This window comes from Butyrivibrio sp. VCD2006, assembly GCF_000423925.1.
GTDB lineage: Bacteria > Bacillota > Clostridia > Lachnospirales > Lachnospiraceae > Butyrivibrio.
In genome coordinates, this window is record NZ_AUIX01000001.1 from 349,653 (window position 1) to 366,742 (window position 17,090).

Consider the following 17,090-nt stretch of genomic DNA (forward strand, 5'->3'; position numbering starts at 1 on the left):
AGGTCATCATGCAGGTTAACTACAATATTTCAGCAATGATCGCGAACAATGCACTTGTTGCGAACGACAACAAGCTTGCGGAGTCAATCGAAAGATTATCAAGTGGTCTCAAAATTGCAAACGCCAAGGACAATCCGTCCGGCCTTGCAATATCAAGACGTATGAATGCGCAGATAAAAAGTCTCGGAGTAGCAGTTGGAAATTCAGGAGACGGTGTTTCTGTGATTCAGACAGCTGACGGTACACTTTCAGAGGTTCATGACATTTTACAGAGAATGAGTGAGCTGGCTATCCAGGCAGCAAACGGAACCAATAGTGAGACCGATCTTGGCATTATCCAGGACGAAATCATACAGCTTAAGGATGAGATTACCAGAATAGCGGAGGCTACTCAGTTTAACGGGCAGACTCTTCTTGATGGCACCTTTGACAACAGAGGATACTGCACGATAAATGATGTAACAGATCCTGAAATCACAGTAAATAGCTATAGCGATTTTGTAGGAGGCGGAAATTACTATATTGAGGATATACATTGCGATTATAACTCAAAGACAGGTAAGATCACTCTTCTTGATGAAAATGGCTATAAAGTAGATACACTTAAGACCAACGTAACAAAGGTCAGCTTTTCACAGGGAAGAGAGACAGAAGACGAAAAATACATGTATCAGGCAGATGTTGTCGCTGATGGAGATCTTATCAGGATATCAACTAGTGACGGCAAAGAAATTGAAATAAAAGTAAATCAGGATCTTAACGGCGAGAGGATTGACATGGAACTTACAGGTAAAGGTGCCATGACAATGCAGGTGGGTGCGAACGAAGGACAGACTCTGGATATCAGAATTCCAAAGGTCACACTTTCAAATCTTGGAATAGAGTATGTTGATTTCACGAGAACCATTAAGGATGATGTGGCAGATAATCTGAATGCGATAACAACCGATGACACACATGTCCTTCCTGATGAGTCATTTGCCCAGGCAGAATGGACCAAGATTATGAACTGCAGAACCTGTCTCTATGATTTTGCGCAATATACAAAAGCTGAGATTCAGAATGGAACATATGACCATGTGGATAGTGACCTGGTAGCTAAAGTGAAGAGTATAAGACAGGATGATCAGCGCACTGACGATGAAAAAGAAAACATGATACTGGGATTGTGGACTGAACGTTATATGACTAAGGTAAATGCCATAGACGAAATAGATCAGGGAGTTGATGAGGTTGGAAATCCATACTCAGCACTTGATAAGCTCACAAAATATGATAACGAAAACTTTATTACCGAGAACTGGCAATATGAAATAGATATAACATTAAACGATAGCACTCTTTCCAGCTATCAGGCAGGAATAAAGCTCGACGGTATCCTTAAAGGTGCGCTGGAAAAAGGAAATTACGGCAAGTACACCGGAGCAGATCAGGCAATTGAAGATATCAGCAAAGCCATCCAGAAGGTGTCCGACATCCGAAGCAGACTTGGTGCATATCAGAATAGACTTGATCACACAATTAGCAATACAAACATGACAAGCGAGAACATGACCTCTGCATATTCAAGAATAATGGATGTGGATATGGCAGATGAGATGACAATATACTCTACCCAGCAGGTTCTTTCGCAGGCAGGCACAAGTATGCTGGCTCAGGCAAATGAAAGACCTCAGCAGATACTTCAGCTTCTTCAGTAAAGATCTTTGATACTGAGAGTGCAAGCATTTTAAGAGGGAATGACCATGACTAAGGAAAAAATCCGTGGATATACAAGAAGAATCACCATGGCGAATAAGACTCAGATGATAACAATTCTCTATGAGATGGTACTTGACTACATCTGTGAAGCTGAGGATTCATTGGAATTACAGGATGAAAAGGGCTTTACTAACAGCCTCTCAAGAGCCACAAGCTGTATTGATGAGCTCATTCATTCTCTGAATATCAAATATGAGCTTGGCAAGAATCTACTTGCGTTATATCTCTTTGAGAAAAAACAGATTATTAAGGCGTCTGCAAGAATAAGTAGTGAAGAGCTTATTCATGTAAAAAAGACCTTTGAAAGATTACATGAGGCATATCTTCAGCTTGAAACAAAAAACAATGAAGAGGCACTTATGATGAATGTACCAAAAGTCTATGCCGGTCTCACATACGGAAAAGGGCGCTTAGAGGAGAGTATTGCTGAGAATTTTATGTCCAGAGGATATATGGCTTAAGAAATTAAAGAAAATTTAATAAATCATTTTTGGAGAATTTTTTCTACTATAATTAATAACATTTGCCGCGCAGACAAAATTATGAATTGTCTGCACGGCTTTTTGTGTGCCAAGCGGGCGAAATTAATTTTTTCTTAAGGAAAAATTCGAATGTTCGTTTCACGAGGAAACCGGTATTGCATCCTGGAGTTTTCGGTGATAATATCGTCACCGTCGCCGCTGCGAGTGGCTGGCGACGGAATCAGAACAAAAAACATAGATGTGCCGGTGCTGGCGTTCGTCTCTCCCCGTTCTTATTGGATATCCCAATGCAATCGCATGTACACCGGCATGTTTATTATTCTCACAGAAAGGTAACATGGTACGCAATATGACAATACCAGTTTTGTACTGCCTGGTCTCCGGATCGGCAATTACAGATATATTGAAAAACAAGATATTTAACGGATGGCTTCTCCTCGGATGTATGGCGAAATTCATTATTTGCCTTACTGACAGTGGGATGCATGAAATGATTTTTCTTCCGATAGGAAAAGCGTGTCTTACATTACTTTTTCTTCTTCCGGTTTATCTGATCCGGGGGATCGGAGGAGGAGACTTAAAGCTCTTTGCAACAATTTCGATGTTCATGACATCAGCAGAGATAATAAGCTCGGTTCTAATAGCATTTTTTATAGCAGCAGCTTTTGGAATTTTCAAAGTGATCGCAAAAAAGGAACTAAAATGTACCATCCATTTTGCCCTTCCAATCATGATAAGCGTTTTGCTGGTGACAGGGTGTGGCGGTCTAATATGTTCATAAATAAGAGGTAAACATGATGAATAAAAATATTTTGATAATATGTGACAAAGACAAGAATTACTGCAAAAAGCTGGACAGCTTCATAAGAGACAACCTAAGCATTCCATTTGATATATTTGAAATCACGGATGCAGAGAGGCTTTCAGCATTTATTGATGAAAGCAAAAACATACTTCTCCTTATATCACAGTCAATCTTTGACAGCGTAAATCTATGTGGCTTCAAACATATACTTGTACTAAGAGAAAACGATAAAGTGCTTGCAGAAAATGAAACCCATTACGGTTATAAGGACGCAGATATAAGATACACGGATAAGTATCAGAGAAGCGAAAACATAACTGACAGCATACTTAGCATGTGCCTTGATATACCCGGCATTATTTTAAGAGATAAAAAGTGTGAAACTCAGAGAAAAATGAAGGTTATAGGATTCTATACACCTGTATTAAATAGCGACCAGACAAGAGAAGCAATTGGTTTTGCAAGACGAAATACGGAAAAGGAAAAGACTTTATATATTAATACAGACAGCTTTTGCACACATGATCTCCTTAGAAAAGACGAGTATGAAGAGACACTTTTAGATCTTATGTATTTTGCCGAGTGCGCTGATGATAAATTTGGTATTTATCTGGAGAGAATCGTAAAGCATGACAAAGAGCTGGATTTCATTCCCGCTGCTTCAAATGGCTGCCAAAGCAGACTTATAACCGCAAAGGAATATGGAAACCTTCTAAAGCAGATAGAAGATACAGGAAAATACGCCTGCCTTGTGGTGGATATTGCAGAAGGAGTGCGGGAATTATTTGAAATGCTTCATATGTGCGATGAAATATATATGCTTTCGAATGATGATTACAATGCACACATGAGAATTGAGCTCTTTATAAATGAACTGCAAAGAGATGAAGACTTCGAAATGAAAAATCTCCATCAGATAAACAGGATAGGAGGTGAAGTCCTTGGTACATGAGGAACTAAAGGCAATGATCCGCGAGCAGATTCTTGAAGGAATGGACTTTTCAAGAGACGTCGACGACGATGAAATGCTCGAAAGGATAGATAAAGGAATAGTTCGCTTTTGTAAAAAAGAACAGCTTTCTCTGGAAGAAAAAGTTCAGCTAAGAAAAGAGCTATTTTATTCAATAAGGAAGCTGGATGTGCTTCAGCTTCTGGTAGACGATCCCGGAATAACCGAGATCATGGTAAACGGAACAGATCACATATTTGTTGAGAAAAACGGGAGATTATACAGACATGAAATGAAATTTGAGTCACTCCAGAAATTGGAGGATGTAATACAACAGATAGTCAGTAAATGCAACAGAGTAGTAAATGAAGCATCACCGATAGTTGATGCCAGACTTGAAAACGGTTCTCGTGTAAATGTTGTTCTCGCCCCAGTGGCTCTTAACGGTCCAATCCTTACTATCAGAAGGTTCCCGGACAATCCCATAACAATAGACAAACTAATAAGCATAGGATCAATTAAAAAAGAGCTCGCAGAATTTCTGCAAGCTCTGGTTAAGGCCGGGTATAACATCTTTGTTTCAGGAGGAACGGGATCCGGAAAGACAACATTTTTAAACGCACTTTCTGACAGCATTCCTGAGGATCAAAGAGTTATCACCATTGAAGACAACGCGGAATTACAGATAAAGCACATCCCCAACATTGTAAGGATGGAGACCAGAAATTCTAATGTTGAAGGCTGCAAGGAGATAACCATAAGGGATCTCATAAAGTCCTCTCTCAGAATGCGCCCGGACAGAATTGTGGTGGGAGAGGTCAGAGGTGATGAGTGTGTAGACATGCTGCAGGCGATGAATACAGGTCACATATCAATGTCGACAGGACATGCCAACTCAGCAAAAGACATGCTTTCAAGATTGGAAACCATGTTCCTAATGGGCATGGATCTCCCTCTTGCAGCTGTCAGAGGGCAGATTGCATCAGGAATAGACATTATTGTTCAGCTTGGAAGACTTAGGGACAGATCAAGAAAAGTGCTTGAGGTATGTGAACTCACGGGGAAAATAGATCACGCGACCGGTGAAATTGAGATCAAACCTCTCTTCAAGTTTTATGAGGAAGGAACAGATGAAAATGGCCGCATATATGGAGAATGGAGGTGTGAAAATGAACTGGAAAACGTATCAAAGTTGGAAGCAGCGGGCATTAGCCCTAAATGTTTCAGCTTTTGATATACCTCTTATAGGAAGAAATCTGCTTATTCTAGCTGCTATAGGAAAACTGTTTTATGGCAGCTTCATTGCATCAATTCTGATGTTTCCACTAGGAATTCCCTGGTTCGTAATCCAAAAAGAAAGAAAAATCAAAAAGGACAATCATGATCTTGGAATCCAGTTCAAGGATGCCATGCTGGCAGTGCTTGCGGCCCAGAAAGCAGGCTACTCAATAGAAAATTCATTTTCGGAAGCAATACATGATATGCGCATCCTCTATGGAAATAAATCGGCCATCTGCAAAGAACTACAAAGGATCGAGCAGGGAACAAAAAACAGCGTAACTATAGAATCCATGATTCGTGAGCTTGGAAAACGCAGCAATAACAAGGACATTGAAGAGTTTGCCGGAGTGTTTGCCGTTGCCAAAAGGAGCGGTGGAAACATGACGGAAACAATAGAAAGATGTATCGACGTTATAGGAAAAAGAATGGATGTTGAAAATGAGATAGACATTCTTATCGCAGCCAAGCGAATGGAAGCACAGATAATGGAGGTCGTTCCCTTTGGAATCATGACCTATATAGGAATAACCAATCCTGGTTTTTTTGATGCTCTATACGGTAATCCCCTGGGAATAGCGGTTATGACAGTCTGTCTTGCCATATATATTACTGCATATGTCATGACTCAAAAGATAGTGGATATAGAAATCTGATGGGAGGAAGAATGAAGATATTAATCGTGTTATACATTGTGATCATCGTTTTTATCGGGCTTCTTGTACTTATTTCTCTGGATGAAAGATTGCCGGCAGCAGGAGGGAGTGTCCCCGAAGGAATTGAGAAACTGTTTATGAAAACAGCAGCCTATGTATATAGAAGGTTTATTAAGAAAAACAGGCTGTTTCTAAAATCCCCAGGGAGACGAAACGTCAGAGAAAATCTTCAAAGGCTCGACTCGGAAGCTGACATAAATAAATCACTAAATGCTTATTACATAAAGAAGATAAGCATAGTCCTGATAATAATTGTTCTCGGATCAATGCTTTCTCTTTTATCCTGCTACTCGGCTGTAAGAAAAAACTCCCTGACAAAAAACGGAGAACTTATCAGAGAAGATTATGGAAAAGGCGAAAAACGGGCAAAGCTCGTTGCGACGGATGAAAACGGTGAAAAGCTAGGCGATTTCGACGTTTCAATTTCCGAGACGGAATACTCAGAGGTAGAGGCAAATGAGCTTTTCTTAAAAATGCAGGAGGACCTTTCCAAGATAATCCTCTCAGAAAATAAGGATCTTAATCACGTTAAAAGTGACCTTGAGCTTCCGACAAGAATAAAGGGATATCCATTCGAGATTTCCTGGAAGTCGGACAACATAGATGTTCTTAGCTCAAGTGGAGAAGTGGCTAATGATGACATATTTTTTGAGAGCACAAAAGTGATGCTTAAAGCCACCTTGAAATATAGAACACTAAAATACGAGCAAAAATATGACATTACTGTTATTCCAAGAAACTTTTCGGAGGATGAGATTTTAAGCAGAGAACTTGAAGCAAGCATAAGAGATATCGAGGAGACAACAAGGACTAATGACAGATTTTCTCTTCCTTCAAACACAGAAGGAATAAGGGTTTTCTGGAAGGAAGTCACAGATGAAAACAGCATAATGCTACTTATTATGTCCCTAATCGCAGCGGCTTCAGTTTTTATAGCAGGAGACAAAGAGCTTAATAAGAAAGTCGAATACAGAAGGAAGCAAATGATACTCGAATATCCCGCATTTGTATCGAGACTGGTTCTCTACATGGGAAGCGGAATGTCAGTGAGAGCCATATTTTCAAGGTTCTCTGATGAATATAAGGTCCGAGTGAGTGAAGGCGGAAAGCGCAGCTTTTTATATGAAGAAATAGTTAAAAGCTGCCATGAGCTTGAGAGCGGAGTTCCGGAAATCAATGTCTATGAAAGACTCGGAGCAAGATGTGGCTCTCAGCAATATGCCAGGCTTGTAACGCTTTTAGCTCAGAATCTTAAAAAAGGAAATTCAGAAATGATGACTCTCTTAAGAGAGGAGTCGGATAAAGCCACCATGGAAAGAATGTCCTATGCTAGGAAGCTTGGAGAAGAAGCAGGCACAAAGCTGCTTGTTCCTATGGTAATGATGCTTTTCATAGTCATGGTGGTAATCATGGTACCTGCGTACCTGTCGTTCTAATAAGTAATCACCAAAAGGTGTTACTGATAAATGTTTCATTGAAATAAAGGAGGAAAAATGAAAGAAACAATTTTAAACAAAATGAAAATGCTCGAGGCAAGGACAATGGGCTTTGCCATGGATGCAAAGAACAGAATGAAGGAACTTATTAAAGATGAATCCGGAATGGGCACGGTTGAGGTAATCCTCATAATCGTTGTTCTCATTGGACTGGTAATTGTATTTAAAGAGGAGATAGGCAATCTTGTCACAGAAATCTTTAGAACCATCAATTCAGACGCACAGAGAGTTACAGGCTGATGCCTACATAACAGTATATCTGTCGCTGTCATTAATGATTATTCTTTCCTTGATTCTTGCACTCTTGCAGGGTGCAAGAGCAGGGGCAGTAAAAATGAAATCAGAGCTTGTCACGGATATAGCCATGAATTCGGTCCTTGGAGAATACAACAGAGAACTCTTTGACAGATATGGGCTTCTTTTCATCGATACCACATATGGATCGGGAAGCGGTTCCGTAATAAATACGAGAGAACACATAAAAGAATACTTTTCAAAGAACTTCGAGAAATCCCCGGTGGGACTTTTAACAGGAAGGACAACCATGATACCTGCTACGCTCTCTTCTGTCGATATAACAGGCTTTTCTGTTGCTACTGATGGAAACGGAGCTGTTCTTAGAAGACAGATCCTTTCTTACATGGGATCTGATCCGGTTGAAGCGGCTATAAGAGGGATACAGGACAACGCACAAACACTAAGGCAATCAGGATTTGCGGATATGAACGTGGAGCGGGATGCCAGAAGTTGTGAGCGAGATTTGAATGAACCGAGAGATCTGGACTTGGATGGTAACGGTGAAAATGAAACATATTTTGCAGACAATCCGGCAGCAGGTGTCACAGCCCAAAAGAGTATAGGAATCCTTACTCTGGCCGCCCCTGACATAAATGAATTGTCATCAGCCGCCATAGATTCCTCTAAATGCGCCTCGCACAGACAACTAGGCAGAGGCACTGGACTTGATGAATCTGAGAGCACAGGAGTTGGTCCTGACATGCTTTTAGAAAAATATATTCATGAAAAGTGTGGCTGTTACGGGAATGAGATTGAAGACTCTCATCTCAAATATGAACTCGAATACATCTATGCCGGAAAGGACAGCGACTATGAAAACCTGAAGAAGGTGGTAGAGAAGCTGTTCGTTATAAAAGAAGCGGCAAACTTTGTCCACATAATAAATGATCCCGTCAAGCTTGAGGAGGCAGAAGCATTGGCTCTCACAGCTTCAATACTTCTTGTAATTCCAGAACTCGAGCAGGCAATAAAAATGGCAATCATTTTTGCCTGGACCTTTGCGGAGACAATATCTGATCTGAGAATTCTCCTTAGTGGAGGAAAGGTCCCTCTTATAAAGAATACTGCTAGTTGGAACCTCTCATTGGAAAATATGCTGGATTTCAGAGACCATCTTCAGGAAGGCGGAGGCTCCGGTCTAAGCTATGAGGATTACCTCAAGATGCTCCTTATTATGGAGAATAAGCAAAAGAAGACCAGAAGACTCATGGACATAATCGAAATAAACATAAGGAAGGTTACCGGGAATACAGAATTTAAGCTTGATGGTTGTATAGACACACTAAGTGCAGACTTTGACATTATTGGAGCTTACGGCAAGAGGATACAAATTGAGCGCACCTATGGCTACGAAATGTTTGACTAATGACAGAAGTAGCCAGCGATGGCCTTTTTCACCCAAATATATGGAAAATAATAAACAATTAAGATTAAGGAAAAAAATGGAAAATCGTTCGAAGGACCCAAAAATAAAAATAATAGTAAAGGAATTGCTTCTTCGGGCAAAACGAAAAAGGCCGTCGCTGGCTGCTTCTATTACTGTCGAAGCCTCTTTGATACTCCCAATATACCTATTCTTCTTTATTAATCTATTAGGCGTCTTTAGCATCCTGAAACTACAGTGTGATTTGGAAGCAGCCATTCATCAGACAGGAAGAGAAATGATGGTAAATGAAGCTACAGTAAGAACATTTGCCAGGACGCATGATGGCGGAGCTGTGGCAGGTGCGGCAGCAGGCGTAATAGATGCAGTTACTGCCGGAAGAATGGTAAAGAGCTATCTTGGCGAGGAATATCTCGACAAAAGTGTCATTAACGACGGTGCTCAAGGCTTAAGTCTTGCAGAAACGACTCTCTATTCCAATGGCGACATATTGGATATAGTCGCAACCTACAAGGCTCATCCCTTCTTTAGAATAGCGGCCTTCACTGACTTTTCTTTAGAAGGAAGATTCTATGGACACGCATTTACAGGCTATGATCCGGACGAAGGTAGCGGTAACGTTGCTAACGCCGAAGAACTCGTATACATCACAGAGCACGGGACAGCATACCACAAAAGTCTTGATTGCTCGCACTTAAGACTCTCAGTAAGACAGGTATCAAAAGCGGACATTACAACAGCAAGAAACGTTGACGGATCAAAATATTACCCATGTGAGTATTGCGGCAGTAGAGCCGGAAACACGGTATATATCACAAACTATGGAACAAGATATCACAGCAACAGAAGCTGCGGAGGAATAAAGAGAACAATAAAGACTGTACCGATCTCTGAGGCGATTGGCAGAACACCCTGCAGCGAGTGTGCAAGATAAGGAGAATTTATGGATTTTTATGAAGTGATTGATAATGCTGAGATTATTAGCATGGCATTCAGGATTTTTTCATTAATGATACTGCTCATTGCGGCAGCTATGGATATAAGAGAAAAAAAGATTCCAATATCCATACCTGCAGCGCAGATGTTTCTCTCGCTAATATATTTCCTTTACCTATTTATAAAAGGAATGGAAAAGCCGGGGGATCTGATATTGTCGATGCTGCCGGGGCTGATGCTTTTGACTGTGGCATATATGTCCAAGAAAGGAATAGGCCTTGGCGACGGGCTTATGGTCTTATCACTGGGACCGCTGTTTGGAATGGAAGATATGCTGCTGGCTGTTCTGATTTCATTTACGCTCTCTGCTATTGTGGGAGCTGTTCTTTTGATTTTAAAGAAAGTAAACGGAAAAAGTACTATGGCATTTATCCCGTTTCTGACAGTTGGAGTGGGGGTGATGAGCTTTGCAGTTATCTAGAGAAACCAAGCTCCCTGCATATATGACAGTCGAAGCAGCTCTGGTGGTTCCTGCGGCAATCTTTGGCACCGTGCTGATAATCTATTTATCCTTCATGGTATATGGCAGATGCATTCTTACGCAGGACGTTTATATTCTTGGATTCAGGGCGTCAATTTTATATGAAAAGCAGGGATTCGCAAATCCTGACGACTATGTCATAGCTCACGCAGATGAGGTTACAGGAAGCAGATATTTTGGAAGCAACAAGCCTGATATAACAGCCACAATGAGCGGAAAGGACATAAGAGTGGAAGGCAAAACCACAACACATCACAATGCACTTGGCGGATACTTTAGCGGACTGCCAAGCATATGGAGCTCAAAAGCTTCGGCAAGAGTAAGAATGCTAAGGCCTGCTACAACTTTAAGAAGAATGAAAAGAGCAAAGGACCTGGCAACAGGATTCATAAGATAAAAGAAAGGTTAACGAGAATGGACATACAGTATTACAAAGATGCGAAACATAACTATCTTATATTGGAAGCAGATGTGAATGATGAAAATCTGTACCAGTACAGGATGCTTGAAAACAACAGAATTGACGGACTTTTACCCTTTAGTCTCAGGAACATGGATGAATGCTACTATCTTTACTATGAGATAGATTCAAGACAGAGCATAAGAAACAGATATGACAGGAAAAAGATACCTTATGAAAAGCTTGTTAACTTCCTAAGCGATCTGGTAGAGACTGCCAAAAATCTGGAGGATTATCTCCTTGATGTAAGCCATCTTTTGCTCAGTCCGGATACGGTTTATGAGGACTTTTCAACCGGGAAATTTTACTTCATCTACGATCCTGTCCACGAAAAGACCATCGATCAGAGCTTTTTTGAAAACCTCATGCAATTTGTGGATATGGAGGATAACAGAAGTTCAAAATTTATCATGAAGCTTACGGAATCAATATGCGATGAGAGGGGACTTGATTTCTGTATTTTGGACAAAGCTCTAAAGAGTGACATCAAAGGGTACACCACTGAAGAAAAGCCTGTGGTCGAAACGTCAAGGGGCATCTATGAAACAGGCATTAGCATGAATGAAAACAGGAATAGCACCGAGAGATATATGGATGACTATGATGATGACGAGGATGCGGAAGCTGCTGACTCTTCCGAGATCTCAGAAAAAAAGGTTAAGATAAAGCTTCCTGTCGGCCGGAATTTCTTGATGTCGGCACTATTTGCAACTATAGCCGGAATACTCTGGTACCTTCGATATGCATATATCCTTACATATGAAGAAAATATTCTGGACATCGCAGTTTTTATAATCTGTGTGATGATGTCACTTTCTTGCTTCATTATGCAATTAAGGAAAAATGATAAAGTGTTTGGAAGAAAAAAGAAAAGTGCGGACATTGAGAAAATGGAAACAGAAACTGCAAGAGAAGCCATAAATAACGAGACCGTGGCAGCAGTTAGAACCAACATGCCTGCACCGATTGATTTTTCAGAGATCATGGATGAAGACGAGGAAGGAAATGAAGAAACCGTGCTTCTTGGCTTTGATTTTTCCAGTAAATCACATAAGCTCTATGCGCAGGAGGATACAAACCTTGAAAACATCGGACTTTATAACCTTCCTATTGTAGTCGGAAAACTGGCTTCCTGTGCTGATGCTGTTATTAGAGATAAATCAGTTTCCAGAATGCATGCAAAGATTTTCAGAATGGATAAGAGCCGGGACACGCTCTGGATTCAGGATTTGGGGTCAACCAACGGTACCTTTGTCAATGGCAGAAAGCTCATGCCCAACGAGAAGGTAGAGCTTTTTGAGAATGATGAAGTTTCCTTCGGAAAGTGTGTATATGCCTATAGATGATAAGTCCTCAAGGTGTTTTGCTCCGGTGATTTATGATACAATATAGGATATATTCTTATGCGTACAATCAGAAATACGCACTAAGTGTGGATTTCGCGAGAATATGGTTCAATATGATAGCTACAGGGAGAGAGTGGTATGAAAATCAATATTTATTATGGTGGCAGGGGAATCATAGACGATCCTACGCTTACAGTCCTTTCCAAGATGACTGAAGTTTTCAAAGAACTCAACGTGCAGGTAGAACAGTTCAATCTTTTTGAACATAAAAACGGTATCACTGCGCTTCCCGGAACACTTAAAAATGCAGATGGAGTAATCCTTGCCTCAACAGTAGAATGGTTTGGGTTTGGAGGATACATGCATCAGTTTCTTGATGCCTGCTGGCTATACGGAGATAAGGAAAAAATTTCCGGACTCTATATGGCACCCATTGTCATGTCCACCACCCATGGTGAGCGCGAAGGAATGATGGAGCTTGCATCAGCCTGGGAGATACTTGGCGGCGTGCCGCTTGATGGCATGTGCGGATATATCGCTGACACCTCCACTTTTGAGAGAACAGAGAGCTATCAGAATTATATTGAAAAAAAGGCAGAGAACATCTATCGAAACATGAACCAAAAGATGGAAGCTCTTCCCACCAGTAATCAGGCTATTCAGAACCGAGTATCCATTACGAAGATCACAGACCTTACACCTCAGGAGACAGAGCAGCTTTCACGTTATGTTTCCAATGAGGAGTTTGTTCAGAAGCAGAAGGAAGACATACAGGAACTCAGCAGCATTTTCAGAGACAAAATGGATAAGGATCATGCTGCGGAGCATGCCGAGGACTTTATAAAGAGCCTTAAGAGTAACTTCAAGCCTGTACCCGGAATTCATGCTGTTTACCAGATAACTCTTCTTGATCAGGTAAAAGATAAAGATATTACAGTCAAAATAGATAATCAGGATATGGAGTGCAAACCCGGAGAGGCTCCGGGATGCAGCGTTCATGTTTCCATGAACACTTCAGTCTTTGAGCAGATAGTCTCAGGCAGGATCACATTCCAGAGAGCATTTATGGAAGGTAACCTCAAAATGAAAGGGGATTTCAAACTGCTGAGAACAATGGACCAGCTGTTTGAATTTAAATAATGATTGACGATATCGACAGAAAAGACGATGATAACGAAAAGATCAGGGAAACCGAAATGGAGAATATCGAAGAAGAGAGCATTGAAGTAGAAATCACGCAAGAACATCAGACAGATCCGGTAGATGCCTATTGGAAAGCACAAGCCGGAATCCTTAAGAGTTCATTTGTTAATACTTCCATAATTATCATTACGATAATTGCGTTTCTCTACAGCCAGATTGCCGGTGATGCATTTGTCTCAAAATTTGAGCAGAGAAGCGAATATGTTGCAGCCGGAAGGGAATTGTACCGCCTTATCACATCCATGTTTCTGCACGCTGATTTAGAGCACCTGTTCAGCAATATGCTGATACTCTTTTTTGTAGGTGCTAATGCAGAACATGACATTGGACATATTCCATATCTGATCCTATACTTTTTTGCGGGAATAGCCGGTAATCTTTTAAGCACGGCATATGACCTTCACATCGGAGAATTCATTCCCTCAATAGGAGCAAGCGGTGCTGTTTTTGGTGTGATTGGAGCAGTTGCAATAATAGTTTTATTTGGAAGGAAAAATCTGCGAAGAGGATCAAATCTCATAATAAGACTCGCGTTCATGATAATTCTTTCCGTATACAGTGGCTTTACTGCAGATAATATTGATAATGCGGCACATATAGGTGGCCTTCTTGGAGGCGCACTATTTACGCTGATTATCACTTTAATAATGAAAAAAGAATATACAATGGAGGAGTGGCTATGAAAGATTCAAACTGCATTTTCTGTAAACTTGCAAACGGAGAATTTCCGACAAATTCAATTTATGAAGATGATAAGTTTAATGTAATACTCGACAATGGATCTGCAACAAAGGGACACTGTCTCATTTTGCCTAAAGAGCATTATGCTGATCTTTTCGAACTTCCTGAGGAAACAGCAGGTGATGCTATGAAGCTTGCTAAAAAGCTTGCTGCACATCTTGTGGATAAGCTTTCCGCAGACGGATTAAATGTTGTTCAGAATAATAAGGAGGCAGCAGGACAGACTGTACCTCATTTCCATCTCCACCTTATTCCCAGATACAAGGGTGACGGACAGCATATTCTCTGGAATCCCACATCCCCTTCAGCAGATGAACTTAAGGCTCTCTGCGAAAGCATTAAGCTTTAATCAAATATCAATAAAGTATGGAGATTTCAAGCAGTAAATGAGAACAATAGACGTATCTGAAATAACAAAGGCAGTCAAGGGTCTGTGTATAGACGCTAACTATACTCTTTCACCAGACATGAAGGACGCTATATGTAAAGCTGAACAGAATGAAGAATCTGAGCTGGGAAGAAAGATATTTTCTCAGCTTCAGGAGAACCTTAAGATTGCAAAAGAAGAGAATATCCCAATATGTCAGGATACAGGAATGGCTGTATTTTTTGTAAACATCGGTCAAGATGTACATCTTGAAGGCGGGGATGCTACCGATGCCATAAATGAAGGTGTAAGACAGGGATATATAGATGGATATCTCAGAAAATCAGTAGTAAAGGATCCTCTCATCAGAGAGAATACCGGCGATAATACACCTGCAGTTATTCACTATAATATAGTACCCGGAGAAAACGTAGAAATAACCATAGCACCAAAAGGTTTTGGAAGCGAGAACATGAGCAAAATATATATGCTAAAGCCTGCTGATGGAATAAATGGGGTAAAGGATGCAATCGTAGCTGCCGTTAAGGAAGCCGGTCCAAATGCCTGTCCTCCAATGGTAGTAGGCGTGGGTATAGGAGGCACCTTTGAAAAGTGTGCAATTATGGCCAAGGAAGCCCTAACCAGAAAAGTTGGTGAATACTCAGATATCCAATATGTAAAAGAAATGGAAGAGGAAGTTCTTGATAGAATCAATAAAACCGGAATAGGACCAGGAGGTCTTGGCGGAAGTATCACAGCACTTGCTGTTAATATCAATACATATCCGACTCATATAGCAGGACTTCCTGTTGCAGTCAATATATGCTGTCATGTTAACAGACATCGAAGTGTTGTGGTTTAAATGCATTTTTTATAAAATCAGATACTATATATAGAAGAAACACATTATAAAAGTCTTAAAGAATATCATCATACGTATGAATCTTCTGCTATAGGCAGACTGCTTACCATCTGACGAAAGGGTTTTTATGGAACACAATATAACAGCACCATTCGACAAGGACACAATTAAAGAACTACGCAGCGGAGATATGGTGTATATCACAGGCGTAATATATACCGCCAGAGATGCTGCACATAAAAGAATGAAGGAAACCATTGAAAAGGGAGAGACTCTTCCAATAAATATAGAAGGAAACGTTATCTATTATATGGGACCTTCACCAGCGCGGGACGGCAGACCTATTGGGTCCGCTGGCCCTACTACAGCAAGTCGTATGGATAAGTATGCGCCTGAGCTTTTGGATATGGGTCTTCGTGGAATGATAGGAAAAGGAAAAAGATCCAAAGAGGTTATCGATGCCATAGTCCGCAATAAAGCGGTCTATCTGGCCGCTATTGGAGGAGCCGGTGCACTTTTGTCAAAGGCAATAGTAGAGTCTGAGGTTGTGGCGTATGATGATCTTGGTACAGAAGCTATACGCAAACTTCGCGTTGAAAATTTCCCTGCAATTGTAGTAATAGACTCAGAAGGAAACAATCTTTACGAGACAGCTATACAAGAGTTTTGCAAAGAATAAAAAGACGTGTTGACAATGCGCTTGTGAGTTTGTATAATAACTCTTGCGCTAATGATAATTCAAATCATTCGCAGACAACCGAATACCATTTGGTAGAGGTTTCAGGCATGGAGAAATACTCAAGTGGCTGAAGAGGCGCCCCTGCTAAGGGTGTAGACCGTTCACGCGGTGCGAGGGTTCAAATCCCTCTTTCTCCGTTAGCTTTCCCCGGTAGTTTACTACCGGGGATTTTTGTTTATAGTGTGATTTCTGTTTAATCTTCCAAATTTTCTATATTTATGCAATAAAGATCTTCCCGATTAAAATGAAAAATTGTTTCTTAAAAAAACATAAAGATGAATTCATAATATTTTTATGTGACATGGAGGGCGAGATTAAATATAATAAGGAATATCAACTTGCCAGGCTTGTAGAAAACCGCATAAATAAGCGGTATTTTAAAACTTTTATAAAAAATAATAATTTTTTGAAAAAAGTGATTGACACATACACACCCTGGTGATATATTTATTTTCGCTCGCTGCGAGTGACAGACAACTGACCGGAAGGAATCAGAGCTTCACTAAACAAAGCGAACAAAACTTTTTAAAAAAGTTCTTGACAGAAAGTTTACAACATGATAATCTATCAGAGTTGCGGCTGACAAGCCAAGACAAAGCACTTTGACAATAAAATAGTAATGCAACCCTGAAAATTCCAAAAAGAATATTCAGAGAACAAAACAACCTAACTAAAGGTAAAACGGACAGAACAAAAGCCAAGCTTAAGTTCTGGTCAGACGAACGAT

General features: G+C 40.5%; 18 protein-coding genes and 1 tRNA gene. All 19 read left to right on the forward strand.

Annotated elements, in window-relative coordinates:
- Window positions 1-8: 8 nt before the first annotated feature.
- The 19 genes from G586_RS24455 to G586_RS0101600 all read left to right on the forward strand — a co-directional run bounded on the left by G586_RS24455 (window position 9) and on the right by G586_RS0101600 (window position 16,500).
- Complete coding sequence (locus tag G586_RS24455; protein ID WP_051204370.1) at window positions 9-1,700, forward strand: flagellin N-terminal helical domain-containing protein; 1,692 nt, start codon at window positions 9-11, stop codon at window positions 1,698-1,700.
- Between the two features lie 45 nt (window positions 1,701-1,745).
- Window positions 1,746-2,222, forward strand: coding sequence for a flagellar export chaperone FliS (locus G586_RS0101515; RefSeq protein WP_026526272.1), 477 nt, complete (start codon window positions 1,746-1,748; stop codon window positions 2,220-2,222).
- 370 nt (window positions 2,223-2,592) lie between these two features.
- Window positions 2,593-3,024, forward strand: a complete 432-nt coding sequence (locus tag G586_RS0101520) for a prepilin peptidase (RefSeq protein ID WP_255346236.1) — start codon at window positions 2,593-2,595, stop codon at window positions 3,022-3,024.
- Between the two features lie 13 nt (window positions 3,025-3,037).
- Complete coding sequence (locus tag G586_RS0101525) at window positions 3,038-4,000, forward strand: hypothetical protein (protein WP_026526274.1); 963 nt, start codon at window positions 3,038-3,040, stop codon at window positions 3,998-4,000.
- Window positions 4,001-4,013: 13 nt separating this feature from the next.
- Window positions 4,014-5,231 (forward strand): CpaF family protein, encoded by a 1,218-nt coding sequence (locus tag G586_RS0101530; RefSeq protein WP_026526275.1) that lies wholly within the window; start codon window positions 4,014-4,016, stop codon window positions 5,229-5,231.
- Window positions 5,167-5,931 carry a type II secretion system F family protein gene (locus G586_RS0101535; protein ID WP_051204372.1) on the forward strand — a complete coding sequence of 255 codons (765 nt, stop codon included), beginning with the start codon at window positions 5,167-5,169 and terminating at the stop codon, window positions 5,929-5,931. Before G586_RS0101530 ends, G586_RS0101535 begins: the two co-directional genes overlap by 65 nt.
- 11 nt (window positions 5,932-5,942) lie before the next feature.
- Complete coding sequence (locus tag G586_RS0101540; RefSeq protein WP_026526277.1) at window positions 5,943-7,427, forward strand: immunoglobulin-like domain-containing protein; 1,485 nt, start codon at window positions 5,943-5,945, stop codon at window positions 7,425-7,427.
- A gap of 57 nt (window positions 7,428-7,484) precedes the next feature.
- Window positions 7,485-7,727 (forward strand): Flp1 family type IVb pilin, encoded by a 243-nt coding sequence (locus G586_RS21330; protein ID WP_035772029.1) that lies wholly within the window; start codon window positions 7,485-7,487, stop codon window positions 7,725-7,727.
- Window positions 7,672-9,150 carry a DUF5702 domain-containing protein gene (locus G586_RS0101550; RefSeq protein WP_155834001.1) on the forward strand — a complete coding sequence of 493 codons (1,479 nt, stop codon included), beginning with the start codon at window positions 7,672-7,674 and terminating at the stop codon, window positions 9,148-9,150. Before G586_RS21330 ends, G586_RS0101550 begins: the two co-directional genes overlap by 56 nt.
- A 295-nt stretch (window positions 9,151-9,445) precedes the next feature.
- The gene (locus G586_RS24460; protein WP_155834002.1) at window positions 9,446-10,102 is read left to right on the forward strand and encodes a hypothetical protein; all 657 of its coding nucleotides are present in this window, start codon (window positions 9,446-9,448) and stop codon (window positions 10,100-10,102) included.
- Window positions 10,103-10,111: 9 nt separating this feature from the next.
- Window positions 10,112-10,585, forward strand: a complete 474-nt coding sequence (locus G586_RS24465; RefSeq protein WP_051204376.1) for a prepilin peptidase — start codon at window positions 10,112-10,114, stop codon at window positions 10,583-10,585.
- Window positions 10,572-11,042 carry a hypothetical protein gene (locus G586_RS0101565; RefSeq protein ID WP_026526280.1) on the forward strand — a complete coding sequence of 157 codons (471 nt, stop codon included), beginning with the start codon at window positions 10,572-10,574 and terminating at the stop codon, window positions 11,040-11,042. Before G586_RS24465 ends, G586_RS0101565 begins: the two co-directional genes overlap by 14 nt.
- Window positions 11,043-11,059: 17 nt before the next feature.
- A complete protein-coding gene (locus G586_RS0101570; protein WP_026526281.1) occupies window positions 11,060-12,451 on the forward strand; it encodes a DUF6382 domain-containing protein in 1,392 nt (463 codons plus the stop codon).
- A 138-nt stretch (window positions 12,452-12,589) separates the two neighbouring features.
- A complete protein-coding gene (locus G586_RS0101575) occupies window positions 12,590-13,591 on the forward strand; it encodes an SCP2 sterol-binding domain-containing protein (protein ID WP_026526282.1) in 1,002 nt (333 codons plus the stop codon).
- Window positions 13,591-14,337 carry a rhomboid family intramembrane serine protease gene (locus G586_RS0101580; protein ID WP_051204378.1) on the forward strand — a complete coding sequence of 249 codons (747 nt, stop codon included), beginning with the start codon at window positions 13,591-13,593 and terminating at the stop codon, window positions 14,335-14,337. The genes G586_RS0101575 and G586_RS0101580 overlap by 1 nt, the downstream gene beginning before the upstream one ends.
- The gene (locus G586_RS0101585) at window positions 14,334-14,744 is read left to right on the forward strand and encodes an HIT family protein (protein ID WP_026526284.1); all 411 of its coding nucleotides are present in this window, start codon (window positions 14,334-14,336) and stop codon (window positions 14,742-14,744) included. The genes G586_RS0101580 and G586_RS0101585 overlap by 4 nt, the downstream gene beginning before the upstream one ends.
- Window positions 14,745-14,781: 37 nt before the next feature.
- Window positions 14,782-15,624 (forward strand): fumarate hydratase, encoded by an 843-nt coding sequence (locus G586_RS0101590; RefSeq protein ID WP_026526285.1) that lies wholly within the window; start codon window positions 14,782-14,784, stop codon window positions 15,622-15,624.
- A gap of 127 nt (window positions 15,625-15,751) precedes the next feature.
- Window positions 15,752-16,303: a Fe-S-containing hydro-lyase gene (locus G586_RS0101595; protein ID WP_026526286.1), complete on the forward strand. Its 552-nt coding sequence runs from the start codon at window positions 15,752-15,754 to the stop codon at window positions 16,301-16,303.
- A gap of 109 nt (window positions 16,304-16,412) precedes the next feature.
- Window positions 16,413-16,500 (forward strand) — tRNA-Ser (locus G586_RS0101600).
- Window positions 16,501-17,090: the final 590 nt, after the last annotated feature.